Source organism: Psychrobacter sp. PP-21 (assembly GCF_033790785.1).
Taxonomy (GTDB): Bacteria; Pseudomonadota; Gammaproteobacteria; order Pseudomonadales; family Moraxellaceae; genus Psychrobacter.
In genome coordinates, this window is sequence record NZ_JAMYEB010000008.1 from 38439 (window position 1) to 54808 (window position 16370).

The following is a 16370-nucleotide window of genomic DNA, read 5'->3' on the forward strand; positions in this document are numbered from 1 at the left end:
ATAATAATGTTGCGGGGTTTTTTGTGAGTATTCAAATAATAAACTGAGGGTCGGTCTAATCAGTTAGTGATAGCTAATGATTTTTAGTGGTTTTCATCAATTTTCAGAAAAATGCTGCAACACTTTACTGTCCCACAGTACTTCAGAGACTTGTTCTGGGTCTGTACAGAAGCGCGCCGCGACGAATAGCCAGTCCGATAGGCGATTGATAAAGCTAATGGCAGTGTTGCGTATAGCAGACGGGCGCTGCTCTTTTAATAATACGGCTTGGCGTTCAGCACGGCGACAGACACTACGTGCCACATGCAGTTGGCTCACCAGTACAGAACCTGTCGGCAAAATAAAATCTTTTAGCGGTGGTAACGTGCTATTCATCGTATCGATTTTTTGCTCGAGCCATTCGATATGCATGGCGCTGACACCTTCGTACTCTGGCATAGCAAGCTCACCGCCGATATTGAACAACAAGTGCTGGATAATGACTAGGGACTGAGAGAATTCCTCGCTAATAGACTGGTCTTTACTTTGTTGTAATTGTGCGCGTACCAGACCGATGTGTGAGTTGAGCTCATCGATATCACCCATAACGCTGAATAGATTGTCAGCTTTGCTGAGCCGACTACCATCAGCCATACCAGTGCTGCCGTCATCTCCAGTACGTGTATATATTTTGCTTAAGCGATTGCCCATCTTTATATCCTTAGTAGTTTTTGTCATTGAAGGGTGGTAGTTGCATGCTCATTGTAGTATTTTACGCCTGTTTTCGCTAAGATAATGGGTTACGTTTTATATTTCGGTATTAACCGTCGTTAATTTTTGACAATTATAATCATACTATCGCTATGGCTGAATTCGTTCGCTGCAGCCGATATCTTTAATTTCTCTATTTTATTTATGCTAAAAGGTTCTCTTACTATGACCACACCACTTACAGATGCGATGTCTCAACTGTCCATATATGACTCACTGACTAGCGGCAAACGTCAGTTTGAACCGCTCAAAGCAGGGCAGGTGGGCATGTATGTGTGTGGTATGACCGTCTATGATTATTGCCATATCGGACATGCTCGTGTGATGGTCGGGTTTGATATGGCGGTGCGTTGGTTGGCGCAATTGGGTTACGACGTAAACTATGTGCGTAACATTACCGATATCGATGACAAGATCATCGCGCGCGCCGCTGAGAATGGCGAAGAGATTGGCGTATTAACGCAGCGTTTTATTACGGCAATGCATGAAGATGCGACGGCGCTCGGCTGCGAGATGCCAGATGCTGAGCCACGCGCAACTGATCATATCGATGACATGCAGCAAATGATTGAAACGCTCGTCACTAGTGACTATGCGTATGCCGGTGATAATGGCGATGTCTATTATGCTGTCGATAGTTTTGCAGACTATGGCAAGCTATCTAAACGTAATCTCGACGATATGCAGGCAGGATCACGAGTAGATGTCGAAAACGACAAGCGTAACCCATTTGATTTTGTATTGTGGAAAGCTGCCAAGCCTGACGAGCCGCAGTGGGCTTCACCGTGGGGACAGGGGCGCCCAGGGTGGCATATTGAATGCTCGGCTATGTCGACTAAATGCTTAGGTAATACTTTTGATATTCATGGTGGTGGCCATGATTTGCAATTCCCGCATCATGAAAACGAGATCGCGCAGTCTGAGGCAGCAACTGGCTGCGAATATGCACGCAACTGGATGCATGTTGGTTTTATCAATGTTGATGGCGAAAAGATGTCTAAATCATTAGGCAACTTCTTTACCATTCGTGACGTGATGGCAAAGTACTTACCAGAGACGGTAAGGTTCTTTTTGTTGTCTAGTCATTACCGTAGCCAAGTCAATTTCTCTGATAGTGCTTTGGATGAAGCACATAATAGCCTAAGTAGGCTATACAACGCATTAAAATTAGCTGAACAACGAAAAGAGCAGACAATCGTAGTAGATGCAGACTTGGTTGTTAGCGCATACGGTAGTGACGCGGGTCAACACTTTATCAAAGCAATGAATGATGACTTCAATAGCTCGACGGCAATCAGCGTCTTGTTTGGTCTCGCCCGCGATATCAACAAAGCCATCAAAGCGGAAGACATAGACACAGCATGGCAGTTAGCGCAGCAATTAAAAACACTAGCGCAGGTATTGAATATCCTGCAACAGCCAGTGCAGCAGTTTTTGCAAGCGGTGATTGGTGATCAGGCAGAAGATGGTCTGAGTGATGCGGTTATTGATGGGCTAATCATCGAACGCGCAGATGCCAAAGCGGGCAAAAATTTTGCACGTGCTGATGAGATTCGTGAGCAGTTAAAAGATGCTGGCATTGAGCTTGAAGACAGTCGCGCTGGGACGACGTGGCGCCGTGCCTAAATTGAGCAGTTACCATTTATAATTTAAATAGTGAGAATATAGTTGTAAATTAAGTCAGCGCTGTGCTGGCTTTTTTTTGTACACTAGATTAGGTTAAAGCATATCAAATGCAACTTTTATACTCACTTCCATTTTAGACTACTGGCTTTGAAATATGACTACTCTAAAAAATACTACCGTTGATGCTCTTGTTGCTGCACCGGCTGTAAGCCATAGGAGTCGACATATAGAGCACCGCAATATAGATCGGCACAATACAGAGCGCCCTAATGCTCACCATCATGCACTAAAAACTATATTAGGTTTTTTTATTATAGCCATCAGTGCCCTTCATATACCTGCCAATGCAGCAGACACTAATGCTGAAACAAGCGGCAGTGAACAGAATCATTCGCAAGAAATTAGTAAGCCGGACAATCTAGCGGAATATGCTGTCCAACAGGTAAACACGGTCAAAAGTACTAGCGTCAATCTCTCCGATATCAGCGAAGAGATATTTGACCCGACAGAGCGTAGCGCAGTACAGCAAGCGGGCACACTGCAAGGCGATACTGGACTCACGGGTGAATATAACGCAAATTACTATTTGCTCAACACCATCAATGAAGGACTACCACCTCTAGACAAGCCGCCCAATCTGGCGACACCACTCGCAACCTTGGAGTTTTTCCAGTCGGCAGTAATGAAGCAGCAGTATGACTTGGCAGCTTACGCACTCAACATGAATTTGATTGATGAGCAAGATCAGCGCAGCCGTGCGCTTGATCTGACCAAGCAACTGGATTATCTGCTCACTCAAAAAGAGCTATATGTGTTCGATGATATGCCAGATCGCCCCGATGGTTTGATTGAGCCGCCGCTTGGCAATGGTAGCAGCGTCATGGGTATTCCTAGGCGCTCGATTCAACTTGGCTATATTGAATATCGAGAGCGCCGAGTGCCCATTCATTTGGAGCGGGTACGAGTAGAAGATCAAGCGCCAACATGGGTGTTCTCTGCGCAAACCGTTGGCAATATCGAAAATCTGTATGAACAGTATCATCCAGCAGAGTTTGAGCGCTATCTACCTATTTGGTTAAAACTAAAGTTTTTTGGGATTGCGCTATGGGAGTTTTTATCGCTAGTGCTCTTTTTCTTATTGACCATGGGTTTAGGGTGGTTACTGAGTAAAGGCACAGGAAAGCTCATCAATCGATATGTCGATGAGGAGAAATATAACAAGTACACCAATAGTGCTAATGGTGTGACTGACTTGGTCAACAAGTTAACAGTACCATTGACATTTACCATCAGTTTTTCACTCGTTTTTACCTTAGTATCTGGTGGATTTCCTTATCTAGATGCCGTCGCATCCTCCATCCGCCCTCTAATTTGGACTGGACTGGTACTGAGTGCCATGTGGCTTGGTATACGTGTTATCAATTTTTTTGCAAATCGCTATCAAGACTTACAGATCGAAAACTTGGCAGAGGAGCACTTTGACAAAGTTCGTCGTCGTCGCACCTATGTATCGATATTTCGCCGTGTCTTTATATTTGTCATGGTATTGGGGAGTATTTGGATAGGTTTGAGTGAATTTGCCAATATGGAAGGGCTTGGCAAAACATTACTGACCTCGGCTGGTATTGCGGGCGTGGTGCTTGGTATCGCCGCACAGCCCATACTTGGCAACATTATCGCCGGGGTACAGGTGGCGGTGACGCAGCCTGTACGAATTGGTGATAGTGTGATCATGGATGGTAATTTTAGTACCGTCGAAGACTTGCGTTACACTTATGCGGTGCTCAAGACTTGGGATGAACGTCGATTGATCGTACCGATGCGTGAGTTGATCACCGAAAAAGTAGAGAACTGGTCCCATACCGAAGTGCATCAGACTTGTCCGGTATTCTTATACATCGATTATGGCGCAGATATTGAGGCTATTCGGCAGCATTTTATATCGGTGACCAAAGACAATGAGCTTTGGGATGGAGATACTGAGCCTGAAATATTTGTCGTTGATGTAACAGAGAATACCGTTCAGCTGCGCGGTGCAGTTGCAGGAGTAGGTCCTATAGAGGCGTGGACGCTTGCTTGTGAAGTACGAGAGAAAATGCTTGGTTACTTATATGAGCAGCAAAACGCGTACCTACCGACAGAGCGTTTTACCTTAAAATCAGGTGAGTAGCTTTAGAAAAAACTCATCGAGGGTATACAGTACTTATTGATAGGCAAATGTTGCACAGTTTGTCTATCAATATAAAAAGACTCATTTATGTAAAATAATCTGACAAATAGACTATGTCAGAGAGGTGCTTATTTGTTATAATATGGCGTTATTTTTATAGGATAACTGAGTGGATAGCGATGAGTCGACACTGCGCAGGCAGCTGCAACGACTGATATGTTAAGCCATGAATTCCTACCCATCAAAATAACCACCACTAGGGGTCTGTATGTTGCGAATTGTCGATGAAGCCTTAACCTTTGATGACGTTTTACTATTGCCAGCCTATTCGGAAGTTCTGCCAAAGACTGCTGATCTTTCTACTCGTTTGACCAAAAACATCACACTTAATCTTCCGCTTATCTCTGCGGCGATGGATACCGTGACTGAGTCTGAAATGGCGATTACAATGGCACAGCTTGGTGGCATGGGTATCTTGCACAAGAGCATGGACATTGAAAAGCAAGCCACACAAGTACGCCGTGTCAAAAAATTTGAAGCGGGTACCGTTGTTGATCCTATCACTGTACACCCAGAGATGACGATTGGTGAACTACTGCGTTTGACACAAGATAATAATATCTCAGGTGTCCCTGTCGTCGAAAAAGGCACAGATAATGTTGTGGGTATCGTCACTCACAGAGACTGGCGCTTTGAAACCAACCTCTCACTACCAGTTAGCCAGATCATGACGCCAAAAGAGCAGCTGGTAACGGTACAAGAAGGCGAGAGTAACGAAAACATCAAAAGATTACTCCACGAACACCGCATCGAAAAAGTTATCGTGATTGATGATAACTTCCGTTTGCGTGGTTTGATTACGGTCAATGACTTTGCCAAAGCTGAAAACAACCCAAATGCGTGCAAAGATGACCAAGGTCGTCTGCGTGTTGGTGCCGCGGTTGGTACTGGTGCAGACACACAAGCACGTGTCGAAGCATTGATCGCAGCTGACGTCGACGTGATCGTTGTTGATACAGCACATGGTCACTCAAAAGGCGTGATCGATAAAGTATCATGGATCAAAAAGAACTATCCGCACGTTCAAGTTATCGGCGGCAACATTGCAACTGGTGAAGCAGCAATAGCCCTACGTGATGCAGGCGCTGATGCCGTAAAAGTTGGTATCGGTCCTGGTTCTATCTGTACCACGCGAATTATTGCTGGTATTGGCGTACCGCAGATCTCTGCTATTGATAACGTCGCTAGTGCACTGAAAGATAGCATCCCACTGATTGCTGACGGCGGTATCCGCTATTCAGGCGATATGGCAAAAGCCATCGCTGCTGGTGCATCATGCATCATGGTTGGGTCGCTCATGGCAGGTACAGAAGAAGCACCAGGTGAAGTTGAGCTGTTCCAAGGTCGCTATTACAAAGCTTACCGCGGTATGGGTAGCTTGGGCGCGATGTCAGGATCAAACGGCTCATCAGACCGTTATTTCCAAGACGCCAAAGATGGCGTAGAAAAACTGGTGCCAGAGGGTATCGAGGGTCGCGTCCCTTATAAAGGCCCAGTCGCCGGTATTGTCAATCAGTTGGTTGGTGGTCTGCGCTCATCTATGGGTTATACAGGCTCAGCGACTATCGAAGATATGCGTACCAATCCACAGTTTATCAAAGTAACCTCAGCAGGTATGAAAGAGTCACATGTTCATGATGTGCAGATTACTAAAGAAGCGCCGAACTACCGAGTAAGCTAAACGCTACTCTATAGTCCTATACGGTCTCAAAACCAGCCCAGTTTAAGGGCTACAGTGGTCTTGAGATACAAACAGCCAACAATGCTTTGTTATTGTTGGCTGTTTTTTTTGTAAAATACAAAACAGATTATTACAATAATGATTTTGCCTACATATACGTTAGGCCTTTTATTTTGGACTTGAGGAAGAGACATAATGAGTTATTTTGGTACTGATGGTATCCGTGGAAAATTTGGCGAGTTGCCCATTACACCTGATTTTATCCTAAAGCTGGGTTATGTCACGGGACTGGTTCTCATAGAAAATAATGAAAACCCTGCGCGCAAACCAAGTGTGGTCATTGGAAAAGATACTCGTCTCTCAGGTTATGTTATTGAAGGCGCATTGCAGGCAGGGTTCAATGCGGCTGGTGTTGACGTTCATATGCTCGGTCCACTACCGACGCCTGCTATCGCCCATTTAACTCGCAGCTTCAATGCTTATGCTGGCGTTGTTATTTCAGCCTCACATAATCCTTATTATGACAATGGCATCAAATTCTTTTCTGGTAACGGTAAAAAAATCAGTGATGAGATGCAAGCGTCTATCAATGACAAGCTGACAGCCATTATGAGTAGCGCTAATGGCAATGATGTCACTATGCCTATCATCGATCCTTCGCAGCTGGGTAAAAACAATCGCATCAATGATGCAAAAGGTCGATATATCGAGTTCTGTAAAGGCAGCTTCCCTTATCAGTATGATCTTAGTCATTTAACCATCGTGGTTGATTGTGCCAATGGAGCAGGTTATAGCGTAGCGCCTAGAGTAATGCGTGAGCTGGGCGCCACTGTTATCGCTATTAATAACACACCTGATGGTATTAATATCAATGCTGATTGTGGTTCTACGCATCCTGAAGGCCTACAAAAAGCAGTACTCAAGCATGAAGCAGATGTCGGTATCGCATTAGATGGGGATGGTGACCGTATTTTGATGGTCGATGAGATGGGTAATCTAATCGATGGTGATGGTATTTTGTATGTGCTTGCAACCCAAGCGACAAACAAAGTTAAAGGTGTCGTTGGTACGCTTATGAGTAACATGGGGTTAGAGTTGGCGCTAAAAGCGGCAGACATTGAGTTTACCCGTGCAAAAGTAGGCGATCGCTATGTAATGCAGGACTTGGAAGCCAATGGCTGGATATTGGGCGGCGAGCCATCTGGTCATATTTTATGTCTAGATAAGAGCAGAACAGGGGACGCCATCATTGCAGGTTTACAAGTATTAGCGGTGATGCAGGCACGAGGACGTGCTCTAAGTGAGCTTGTTGAGGGTTTTGAGGTACTGCCGCAAAAGCTAGTCAATGTGCGACTGTCTCAGATGCAAGACCCATTTCAGTATGAAGAACTGGTTGCTGCTTTTGACAAAGCTCAAGCAACCTTAGAAGGCCGTGGCCGTCTACTCATTCGCCAATCAGGTACTGAACCTATGATTCGAGTCATGGTCGAGTCAGATGACGAAATAGAATGTGACGTAATGGCAAATGATTTGGCTGATCAGATCAGGTCAGTATTGGGTTAAAATCAATACTGAGCTAACAATTACTAAAATAATGACATCAGAATTCTATAATAGGGAATGATCATGAGTATGGATTTTACCGACCAACGCCTCTCATACGAGAAAGGCGAGCTTGATCAACAGTCAGTACCAGCATCACCATTTGAGCTTTTTAAGGGGTGGATGGATGAGGCGCTCGCTCAAAAGGTACAAGAGCCTTATGCAATGAGCCTAGCGACATGCGGCGTAGATAATAAGCCTAGCGTACGTATCGTTTTATTGCGCGAGATTACCGATACCGGTATTGTCTTTTATACCAATTACGAAAGCGCTAAGGGACAGGATATTGCAGAGAATCCCAATGCAGAGGTGCTGTTTTTTTGGCACGAGCTCGAGCGTCAGATTCGTATCAGTGGTCCTATTGCTAAGATTGATGCTGATAAATCTGCGAGCTACTTTCAAAAACGCCCGCACGATAGCCAAGTAGGTGCGTGGGTCAGTCAACCGCAAAGTGGTGAAGTTGCCAATCGTGAGGTCATGGAGCAAACGTTTGAACAACTTCAAGAAAAACATCCAACCAATACTACGGTACCGACGCCAGCGTTTTGGGGTGGTTATGAGATTACGGTTGAGAAGGTTGAGTTTTGGCAAGGCCGCGCCAATCGTATGCACGATCGAATCATATATACGCAGAGTGGCGGCGACGATAGTAAAGGTCACGAAGGTAATACAGGTTGGACAACCAAGCGTTTGCTACCATAGTTGCTAGGGTTTCACACTATAGACTATACAAAAATAAAAAAGCCATTCTAAACCCAGTTTCTTTGGTATCTAGAGTGGCTTTTTTGCATTAATTATTTAGCTTATTCGGTATTATATTTTATTTAACTTTCTATTTAGCATCGGCATCAGTATCGACATCAACGGAGACTGACATCCCAGGACGCAACCGTGCAAGTTCAGGCTGATTTTGGTCTAAGTCTATCCGTACAGGGATACGCTGAGCTACTTTTATATAGTTACCCGTCGCAGGATTAGCCGCACCTGCACTAAACTCGCTGCCAGTCGCTGGTGAGATGTTGCTTACGTGCCCCGTAAATTTGGCACCGCCAAGCGCATCGACATGAATGGTTGCAGGTTTACCGACTGCCATACTGGCAATCTGAGTTTCTTTGAAATTTGCAATAATCCAAATGCCTTTCGGTACGATATACATGAGCTGAGTACCTGCGCTAACGTACTGACCTTCTTTAACACTGACTTGGCTCAGCTGACCCGCTTCAGGTGCTGTAATAATAGTATTGTCTAGATTGATTCTGGCTTGCTTGACGCCTGCTTCCGCATTTTTGATGTTCGCATCCAATGAAGGTCGACTGCCACTGGTTTTTGCTCGATTTTCCTGCGCAGCTTGTAGGTTTGCTTCTGCTTGTTGCATACTTGCCTGTGCTTGGGCAAGTTGTGCTTTGATATGAGCCACTTCTGCTTTTGATACAGCGCCAATAGCATCTAAACCTTGGTAGCGATTGACGTCTTCACGAGCACTCTCTACATTGATTTTGGCACTGTATACATCCGCTCTGCGTGCTTCAATCTGTGCTTGACTCGATTGTGTATCTTGATCATTAGTAGCGCGGTTAGTGACAGCGACTTCAGTGTTGGCTTGGGCTTGTTCGAGCTGCTGCTGAAACGTTCGGTCATCTATTTTTATCAGTAAATCACCTGCCTTCACATTAGCAAAATCTTCCACTGCCACTTGAGTGACATAACCAGAAACTTGCGGGCTGATAATGGTTGTCTGACCTTTGACAAAAGCATTATTGGTCTGTTGCGTGGTAGGTGTAAATGGGGGGAGCTTCCACGCATACAATATCAATGCCACACCTATGACAATCAGCACGATCAAAAACGCTAAATTCAGATAGGATTTTTTCTTAGGTGACCATCCAGTGGTGTCTGTAATGGGCTCTTTTGTTGGCATGGGTGTCTGAATGCTATCTGCTGGGTTTTCTGTAGCGTCTGCTGTCGTATTATTGCTATTTGGTATATCAGAATTTGCTGTTGTTTGTGTTGCATCTGTGGTCGTCTGTGCTTGAGTAGAAGACGATGCTATATGTGTATCTGTTGCTGGAGCACCAGTAGACGCCTGAGAGGTTTGGTTAAGCTCATCTGGTTTTTTTTGGCTCATGACGTACTCCTAAGTTTTCAATAAAAATACCAAACAGGTTTAAAGGTGATTGTTGGGATAATAGACCCAGTTATTTGGTTTCACGCATTTTTGCAATGACAGCGAGCTCTTTAGCCAGCGGGTTGCGTTTGTGGTAACGGTTATAAATATAATTGAGCAGTAAAATAATCGTAACAGCTGTGGCAAGGACGGCCATCAAAAAGAACAGATCGCTATACGCTGCCACAGCTGCTTGGCGCTGAATATCTTGTAGCACTTGGCTTACTGCACCAGCATTTGCTTGGGCAGCATCAGTGGTCTCACTTGATAGCATATTACGAGTACCCGCTATTTGAGCGCTAAAAGCAGGATCACCCAAATTAAGTGAGCTGACCATATCTGCATAGTGTGATTGTGTACGAACAGTCGTAAACGCTTGAATAGCGGCTGCACCTGCCAAGCCGCCAATCGTTTGAGAAATACCAAAAATCACGGAAAAACTAATAATATAGGCAGGACCACTGGCAATCGCACGCAAAAACCCTTCAAAAACCAAAGGCCCCATAAAATATACGGCGGCAAAGGCAATTAAAAACTGGCTAAGATAAAACATGTAAGGTGCTGAATTAATAGACACTCCAACATCCATCCAAGAACCCAACGCTATCAATGCTACTGCAAAAATGACAGGCCTGCGTAAATCCATTGGATTGGTGCTAAAAATACTAATGACCAAAGCCAATACACTGGCGGCCAATATGACGATATAAAAGGTAATCAGCTGATCACCGCCGTAGCCTAGCGTAGCAAGTAACCCAGCGGCACCGACAGTCTGTTCAGACAGTAAGATTCGCATGACAGCACCTGTCACCATGAAGGCGATAATATTGCGGCTACGCATCCAGCGGACTTGTAACATTGGGTTTTTACGATGGGTTTCAATCCATAACGCAATGCTAATCCCAACGATAGCAATAATAAGCGGATAAATGAGCCAAGGCGTCGTCCACCATAATATGCGACCTTGTACCAGTACAACAGCCAACGCAGCCAAACCACTGGCAAAAAAAGCAAAGCTTAAAAAATCAAGTTTCTCAAATACTTTTTCGATATTACCTGGTGGTAGTTCCAAAAGATTAATCAGTCCAAAGCAAATCAATGCCAAACCAAGTTGGAATAAGAATAAGTTTTCAAGCTGACCATCGATGGCAAGGTAGGGCGAGATGATACGTGATAGAGGAATACCAAACTGCACCAAGCCAAATCCTAGTATCAAGCCACTAGTCCGTTTAACGGTTGGCATGCCTTGTAGGCAATAGAATAATCCCAATATGGTCATACCACTGGCCACCATGCCGCTAAGTCCCCTTGCGACAATCTCTAGATAATAGGGCTCGATTCTAATACTAGGCGTATCTAGCAAGTGGCTACTAATCAGCCATTGCAGACTTGTGGCAGCCAGTAGGAAGAATAAAGTGATCTTACTAAAAAGTGACATGCCAAATTGCTGACGGATCTTGTACAGCAGGACAGTAATACAAGCGTTGGTCATGTTGTAACTCACAGATATCCAGCCTCCTTCAATAGGCGCTAATCCCATCTCGCCCTGTATTTGAGAGAGGTTTGCAACAAGTAGACCATTTTGGAAGCTGGCTGTGAGACCAATAAATATTCCAATCAGTAGATAAAATATTTTGCGGCGGGTAGGGTGATCAGGATTGGCTGGAGAGCCTACCATGAGTGGTTTTTCATGGGGCTTAAACTGGTATTCGTTAGTCATGGGCGGACCACAATCTGTATAAAGAAATGAAGCAACATAGGACAAATTCCAGACGGGGAGTCAGGACAGTGTCATTGGTGTTTTAAACGTCAAAGGTCAGTCGATTGACTGAGGGAGTATGAGGGGTAACTCAATAATCGCTAAAAAGATTTTATCACGAGTTCGGCGGAGCTTCTGTCATGTGCACGTAAATTATAAGCCACGTGGCAACGTGGTGTCGGTTGTGTACGCCTAACTCTCAATCTCTTACATACCAAAGCGAGTTTTACTTCCTTTATCACTGCACTGTCGTTATTCTTATACTGTCGCTACCACTACAAGCACAAAATAGAGTACGCACAAAAAACAGCTCTATAAAGAGCTGCTTATGTACATCATACGATTGATATGCAGTAATTAAAACAAAAGTCTAGATAGACTCGTCATACTTTGCTTCTAACTGCATAGCGCGCTGATAGCTATCCAGACTGGCAAGCGCTTCAGCGTATTGTTTGATATGAGGATAAGCGTCAAGCTTTTGACGCTTGGCCAAAATAATCAAATCAAATGACAGCATAAAGTCAGCACCGCTGAGCTTATCACCGACGATAAAGGATTTGCCTTCAACCGATGTGTCCAAATATTTGAACAATCTTGTCTTTTCTGTCTCGATATAACCATTCAAAAACTCATTGTCATCGATGCCTGCTTTTTTGGTAAATAGCTCTAGCATCAATGGCAACATGAGTGAGCTCTCAGCAAAGTCGATCCACTGTAGATAGTAGCCATAATCAGAGCTACCAGTTTCAGGGCGTAGACGCTCTGGTGCAAACCTCTCAATCAGTAACTCAGTGATAGCGCCTGACTCAGCATAAACCTGTCCATCGATCTCGATAACCGGAGATTTACCAAGTGGATGCACAGCTTTTAGAGAGTCTGGTGCCAAATGAGTTTTGGCATCACGTTGGTGACTAACAACTTCGTAAGGCACGCCTAACTCTTCTAGGAGCCAAAGCGTACGCAACGAGCGTGATTGATTGAGATGGTGTAAGCGAATCATAATATCGACCTTAGTACATGATGTGATTTATTAGTTTCTGGGTCTTAACCTTTTAGCTTGGCCACAAGACGCGTAGCTGCTTCTTCTGACGATGCTGGGTTTTGACCAGTGATTAATAGACCATCTTCGACGACAAACGATTCCCAATCCGCTGCTTTTTCGTAGTTGCCACCATTAGCTTTGAGTGCATCTTCTACCAAGAATGGTACAACGTCTGTTAGGCCAACGGCATCTTCTTCTGAATTAGTGAAACCAGTGACTGTTTTGCCTTTTACTAAGTACTCACCATCAACTTTTACGTTCTTGAGTGCTGCAGGAGAATGACAAACAAACGCGACAGGCTTATCTTGCTTGACGAAAGTCTCAATCAGATTGATAGAGTTCTTATCTACTGCCAAGTCCCATAGTGGGCCATGACCGCCAGGATAAAAGACTGAATCAAAGTCTTCCGCTTTCATATCAGCAAGTTTTTTGGTATTGGCCAAATGCTCTTGAGCGTCTTTGTCGTCTTTGAAACGCTTAGTATCTTTGGTCTGCGTGTCTTCAGTATCACTACTAGGATCTAGTGGTGGCTGACCACCAGCAGGAGAGGCTAGGGTTACGTTGACGCCAGCATCTAAAAACGCATAGTAAGGGGCTGCAAATTCTTCTAACCAAAACCCTGTTTTTTTACCAGTATCGCCTAGACGGTCATGAGAAGTTAGTACCATTAAAATGTTCATAGTTTTCCTTATTTATTGTTTATTGTGAGTGAGCAGTTGAGTCGCAGTCATTAAATGACTGTTAGTATTATTCCTGCTTCAAACGTAATTTTCAGTAGTGATCTTAGCTAGTTATGTTGTTAAGTAGTTATTAACAACGATTTGCAACTATCAGTAGCTACTTAACGTCAGCTACTTTGACAACTGTTTTGCCAAAGTTGTCGCCATTTAACATATCGACGAAAGCATTGGGTGCATCGTCTAAACCATCAGCGATATACTCTTTGGTTTTGACATCGCCTGATTCTACCCATTTACTCATGGTTTCTAAGAACTCTGGGAAGTGATCGCCATACTCTTCAAAGATAATAAAGCCTCTTACCGTTAAACGCTGGCTTAAGATAAGACCCATCAGCATGCCTAAGCGGTCTTTACCATCAGGTAATTCGGTCGCGTTGTACTGTGATACGAGACCACATACAGGAATACGCGCATGATCGTTTAGCAACGGTAGAACAGCATCTAATACTTGACCGCCAACGCTTTCGTAATAGATGTCGATGCCATCTGGACAGGCAGCTTTTAGTTGCTCAGCAAAGTCGTGAGATCTATGGTCGATGCAGACATCAAAACCAAGCTCATTGACCGCAAAATCACATTTTTCTTTGCCACCTGCCACACCGATAGTACGTAGACCATATTGGTTACCAACTTGACCAACCGTTGCACCGACAGGGCCAGTAGCTGCTGCGACCACTAAGGTTTCGCCTTTTTTTGGTTTACCAATATCAGTCAAACCCATGTAACCTGTGAATCCAGGCATACCTAATACGCCCAAACCATAAGAAGGATTAGACATATTTTTGTTCAATTTCAGGACACCTTCGCCATCACTGACGCTATAGTCTTGCCAGCCTGAGTTTGATACCACCAAATCACCGACATCAAACCCATCGACATTGGACTCGACGACCTGAGCGACAGTACCGCCCATGATGACATCGCCGACTGCTAAAGGATCAGCGTAGCTTTTTGCATCACTCATGCGTCCACGCATATACGGATCTAACGATAGGTATACCGTGCGTAGTAGCATCTCATTTTCGTTTGGCGTTGGAATATCGCTGGTTGCCATATCAAAGTTATCAGCGGTTGGTTCACCATTAGGGCGGCTGGCAAGTTTGATTTGACGGTTTACTTCTTGATTTTGTTGTTTGTCGAAGCTCATCATAGGACTCCTTTATAGTTATTCATTGTGATTATAATAGTAGTGTTAAATGTAGTAGCTATTCAGCATGGAATAGCTACTACTATAGATAGCATAACGATATGTATTTTTTATTAATATGATAATGTTTCTGACTACGAGGCTTTGCTAGTTACAGCACGCTCCAAGATACGACGTGACACATCTAAGTCGTTTTTGCCATGTTCACCAAGCTTAACCATGTTATGGGCTTCGAGCTGGTTGATGATTGGGTCAATTGCTGACTCAGTCAAATCAACGTCTTCTAAGCTAACTGGCAAGCCAAGCTCGCGGAAGAAGTTTTCAGTGTAGACAATAGCGGTCTCGATGATAGTATCATCATCCTGATCGGTATCAGTGATGTTCCATACATTGCGTGCATACTGAAGCAGTTTTTCTTTTTTGCTTTCTTTTAGCTCACGCATTACTGATGGCAAGACGATGGTTAGCGTACGTGCATGATCGATAGCGTGCAATGACGTCAGTTCATGACCAACCATATGCGTTGTCCAGTCTTGAGGTACGCCTGTACCGATTAGACCGTTCAGTGCCATAGTCGCTGTCCACATAATGTTTTTACGTGTTTCTAAGTTGTCTGAATCTTGCTTAACCACTAGACCTTCATCGATAAGGATCTTTAGTAAGCTTTCAGCAAAGGCATCTTGAACTTTTGCATTTACTGGATAGGTCAAATACTGTTCCATCACATGGACAAATGCATCAGCAACACCGTTCATAACCTGACGCTCAGGTAGGGTAAGTGTTTTGATTGGATCTAAGATTGAGAATTTGGGAAAGGCAAGTGGGTTACCAAATGGTAGTTTTGCTTGACGCTCGCTATAGTTGATCACGCCGCCCGAGTTCATCTCAGAGCCCGTTGCTGGGATCGTCAATACTGCGCCTAAGTCCACAGCTGAGTCGATGTTTTTGCAATACCCAGTCAGCGCATCCCAAGCTTGGTCGCGTGAGACAGTACCGTCTTCCTCAGTGAGTGAGGAGACGAGTGCAACGAATTTGCTACCATCGATGACTGAACCACCGCCAACTGCTAATAGGAAGTCAATGTTGTGTTCATTGACCATATCAGCAGCTTTCAAGAGCGTTGTGAACTCTGGGTTAGCTTCGATACCACCGAATTCAAAAACAGTGCGGTTACCACTTAATGCCAAGGCGTCTTTTACTTCATCTAATGTACCAGTACGCTGCGCTGAACCGCCACCGTAAGTAATCAGAACGCGGGCATCAGTAGGTACTAGGTCTGATAACTGTTCGATTTGACCTTCGCCAAAGACGATACGTACTGGATTGTAATATTGAAAGTTGTTCATAAAATTCCTAATGTTAATAAAATGGTTCTATTAAATGTTTGATATCAAACAATGAGTGGCGAGCAATGCTTATACGCATATACTCTGAATATTTATGCGCATTGTACACCAATTAGACCAGTCGTCTAGGAATGTTTACAAAACTGTCGTATAAAATATTTTGGTCTGAGACAGTAAGAGGGACAAAAGCGCTAGGGATAAATGGTTATATATAAGAGGGTAGGTAGCGGCGTATGGACAGTATTAAGGTTAAACGCTTATCCGGCATGCTGTTTATATTAAA

Annotated in this window: 12 protein-coding genes; 5 read left to right on the forward strand and 7 right to left on the reverse strand. The window is 44.2% G+C overall.

The features are described 5' to 3' along the window. Positions 1-96: 96 nt before the first annotated feature. Complete coding sequence (locus NJD71_RS08350) at positions 97-690, reverse strand: cob(I)yrinic acid a,c-diamide adenosyltransferase (protein WP_319051511.1); 594 nt, start codon at positions 688-690, stop codon at positions 97-99. A 225-nt stretch (positions 691-915) separates the two neighbouring features. Between NJD71_RS08350 and cysS the strand changes: the two genes are divergently transcribed. The 5 genes from cysS (at position 916) to pdxH (ending at position 8591) form a co-directional block, all read left to right on the forward strand. After that, the gene (gene cysS, locus NJD71_RS08355; protein WP_319051512.1) at positions 916-2376 is read left to right on the forward strand and encodes a cysteine--tRNA ligase; all 1461 of its coding nucleotides are present in this window, start codon (positions 916-918) and stop codon (positions 2374-2376) included. Positions 2377-2530: 154 nt separating this feature from the next. Continuing rightward, entirely contained in the window at positions 2531-4546 is a 2016-nt protein-coding gene (locus NJD71_RS08360) for a mechanosensitive ion channel family protein (RefSeq protein WP_319051513.1), read from the forward strand. A gap of 268 nt (positions 4547-4814) precedes the next feature. Then, positions 4815-6287 carry an IMP dehydrogenase gene (gene guaB / locus NJD71_RS08365; RefSeq protein ID WP_319051514.1) on the forward strand — a complete coding sequence of 491 codons (1473 nt, stop codon included), beginning with the start codon at positions 4815-4817 and terminating at the stop codon, positions 6285-6287. 195 nt (positions 6288-6482) lie between these two features. Further along, positions 6483-7850, forward strand: coding sequence for a phosphoglucosamine mutase (gene glmM, locus NJD71_RS08370; RefSeq protein ID WP_319051515.1), 1368 nt, complete (start codon positions 6483-6485; stop codon positions 7848-7850). Positions 7851-7919: 69 nt separating this feature from the next. Further along, positions 7920-8591: a pyridoxamine 5'-phosphate oxidase gene (pdxH, locus tag NJD71_RS08375; RefSeq protein WP_319051572.1), complete on the forward strand. Its 672-nt coding sequence runs from the start codon at positions 7920-7922 to the stop codon at positions 8589-8591. Between the two features lie 130 nt (positions 8592-8721). Here the strand turns inward: pdxH and NJD71_RS08380 are convergent, their stop codons facing one another. The 6 genes from NJD71_RS08380 to NJD71_RS08405 all read right to left on the reverse strand — a co-directional run bounded on the left by NJD71_RS08380 (position 8722) and on the right by NJD71_RS08405 (position 16087). Then, positions 8722-10014 carry an HlyD family secretion protein gene (locus tag NJD71_RS08380; RefSeq protein WP_319051516.1) on the reverse strand — a complete coding sequence of 431 codons (1293 nt, stop codon included), beginning with the start codon at positions 10012-10014 and terminating at the stop codon, positions 8722-8724. Between the two features lie 70 nt (positions 10015-10084). Continuing rightward, the gene (locus NJD71_RS08385; protein ID WP_319051517.1) at positions 10085-11773 is read right to left on the reverse strand and encodes an MFS transporter; all 1689 of its coding nucleotides are present in this window, start codon (positions 11771-11773) and stop codon (positions 10085-10087) included. Positions 11774-12182: 409 nt separating this feature from the next. After that, complete coding sequence (locus NJD71_RS08390) at positions 12183-12812, reverse strand: glutathione S-transferase family protein (protein WP_319051518.1); 630 nt, start codon at positions 12810-12812, stop codon at positions 12183-12185. 44 nt (positions 12813-12856) lie between these two features. Continuing rightward, the gene (locus NJD71_RS08395; RefSeq protein WP_319051519.1) at positions 12857-13534 is read right to left on the reverse strand and encodes a type 1 glutamine amidotransferase domain-containing protein; all 678 of its coding nucleotides are present in this window, start codon (positions 13532-13534) and stop codon (positions 12857-12859) included. 157 nt (positions 13535-13691) lie between these two features. Beyond that, positions 13692-14741: an NADP-dependent oxidoreductase gene (locus NJD71_RS08400; RefSeq protein ID WP_319051520.1), complete on the reverse strand. Its 1050-nt coding sequence runs from the start codon at positions 14739-14741 to the stop codon at positions 13692-13694. A gap of 134 nt (positions 14742-14875) precedes the next feature. Next, positions 14876-16087 carry an iron-containing alcohol dehydrogenase gene (locus tag NJD71_RS08405; protein WP_319051521.1) on the reverse strand — a complete coding sequence of 404 codons (1212 nt, stop codon included), beginning with the start codon at positions 16085-16087 and terminating at the stop codon, positions 14876-14878. Positions 16088-16370 lie beyond the last annotated feature (283 nt).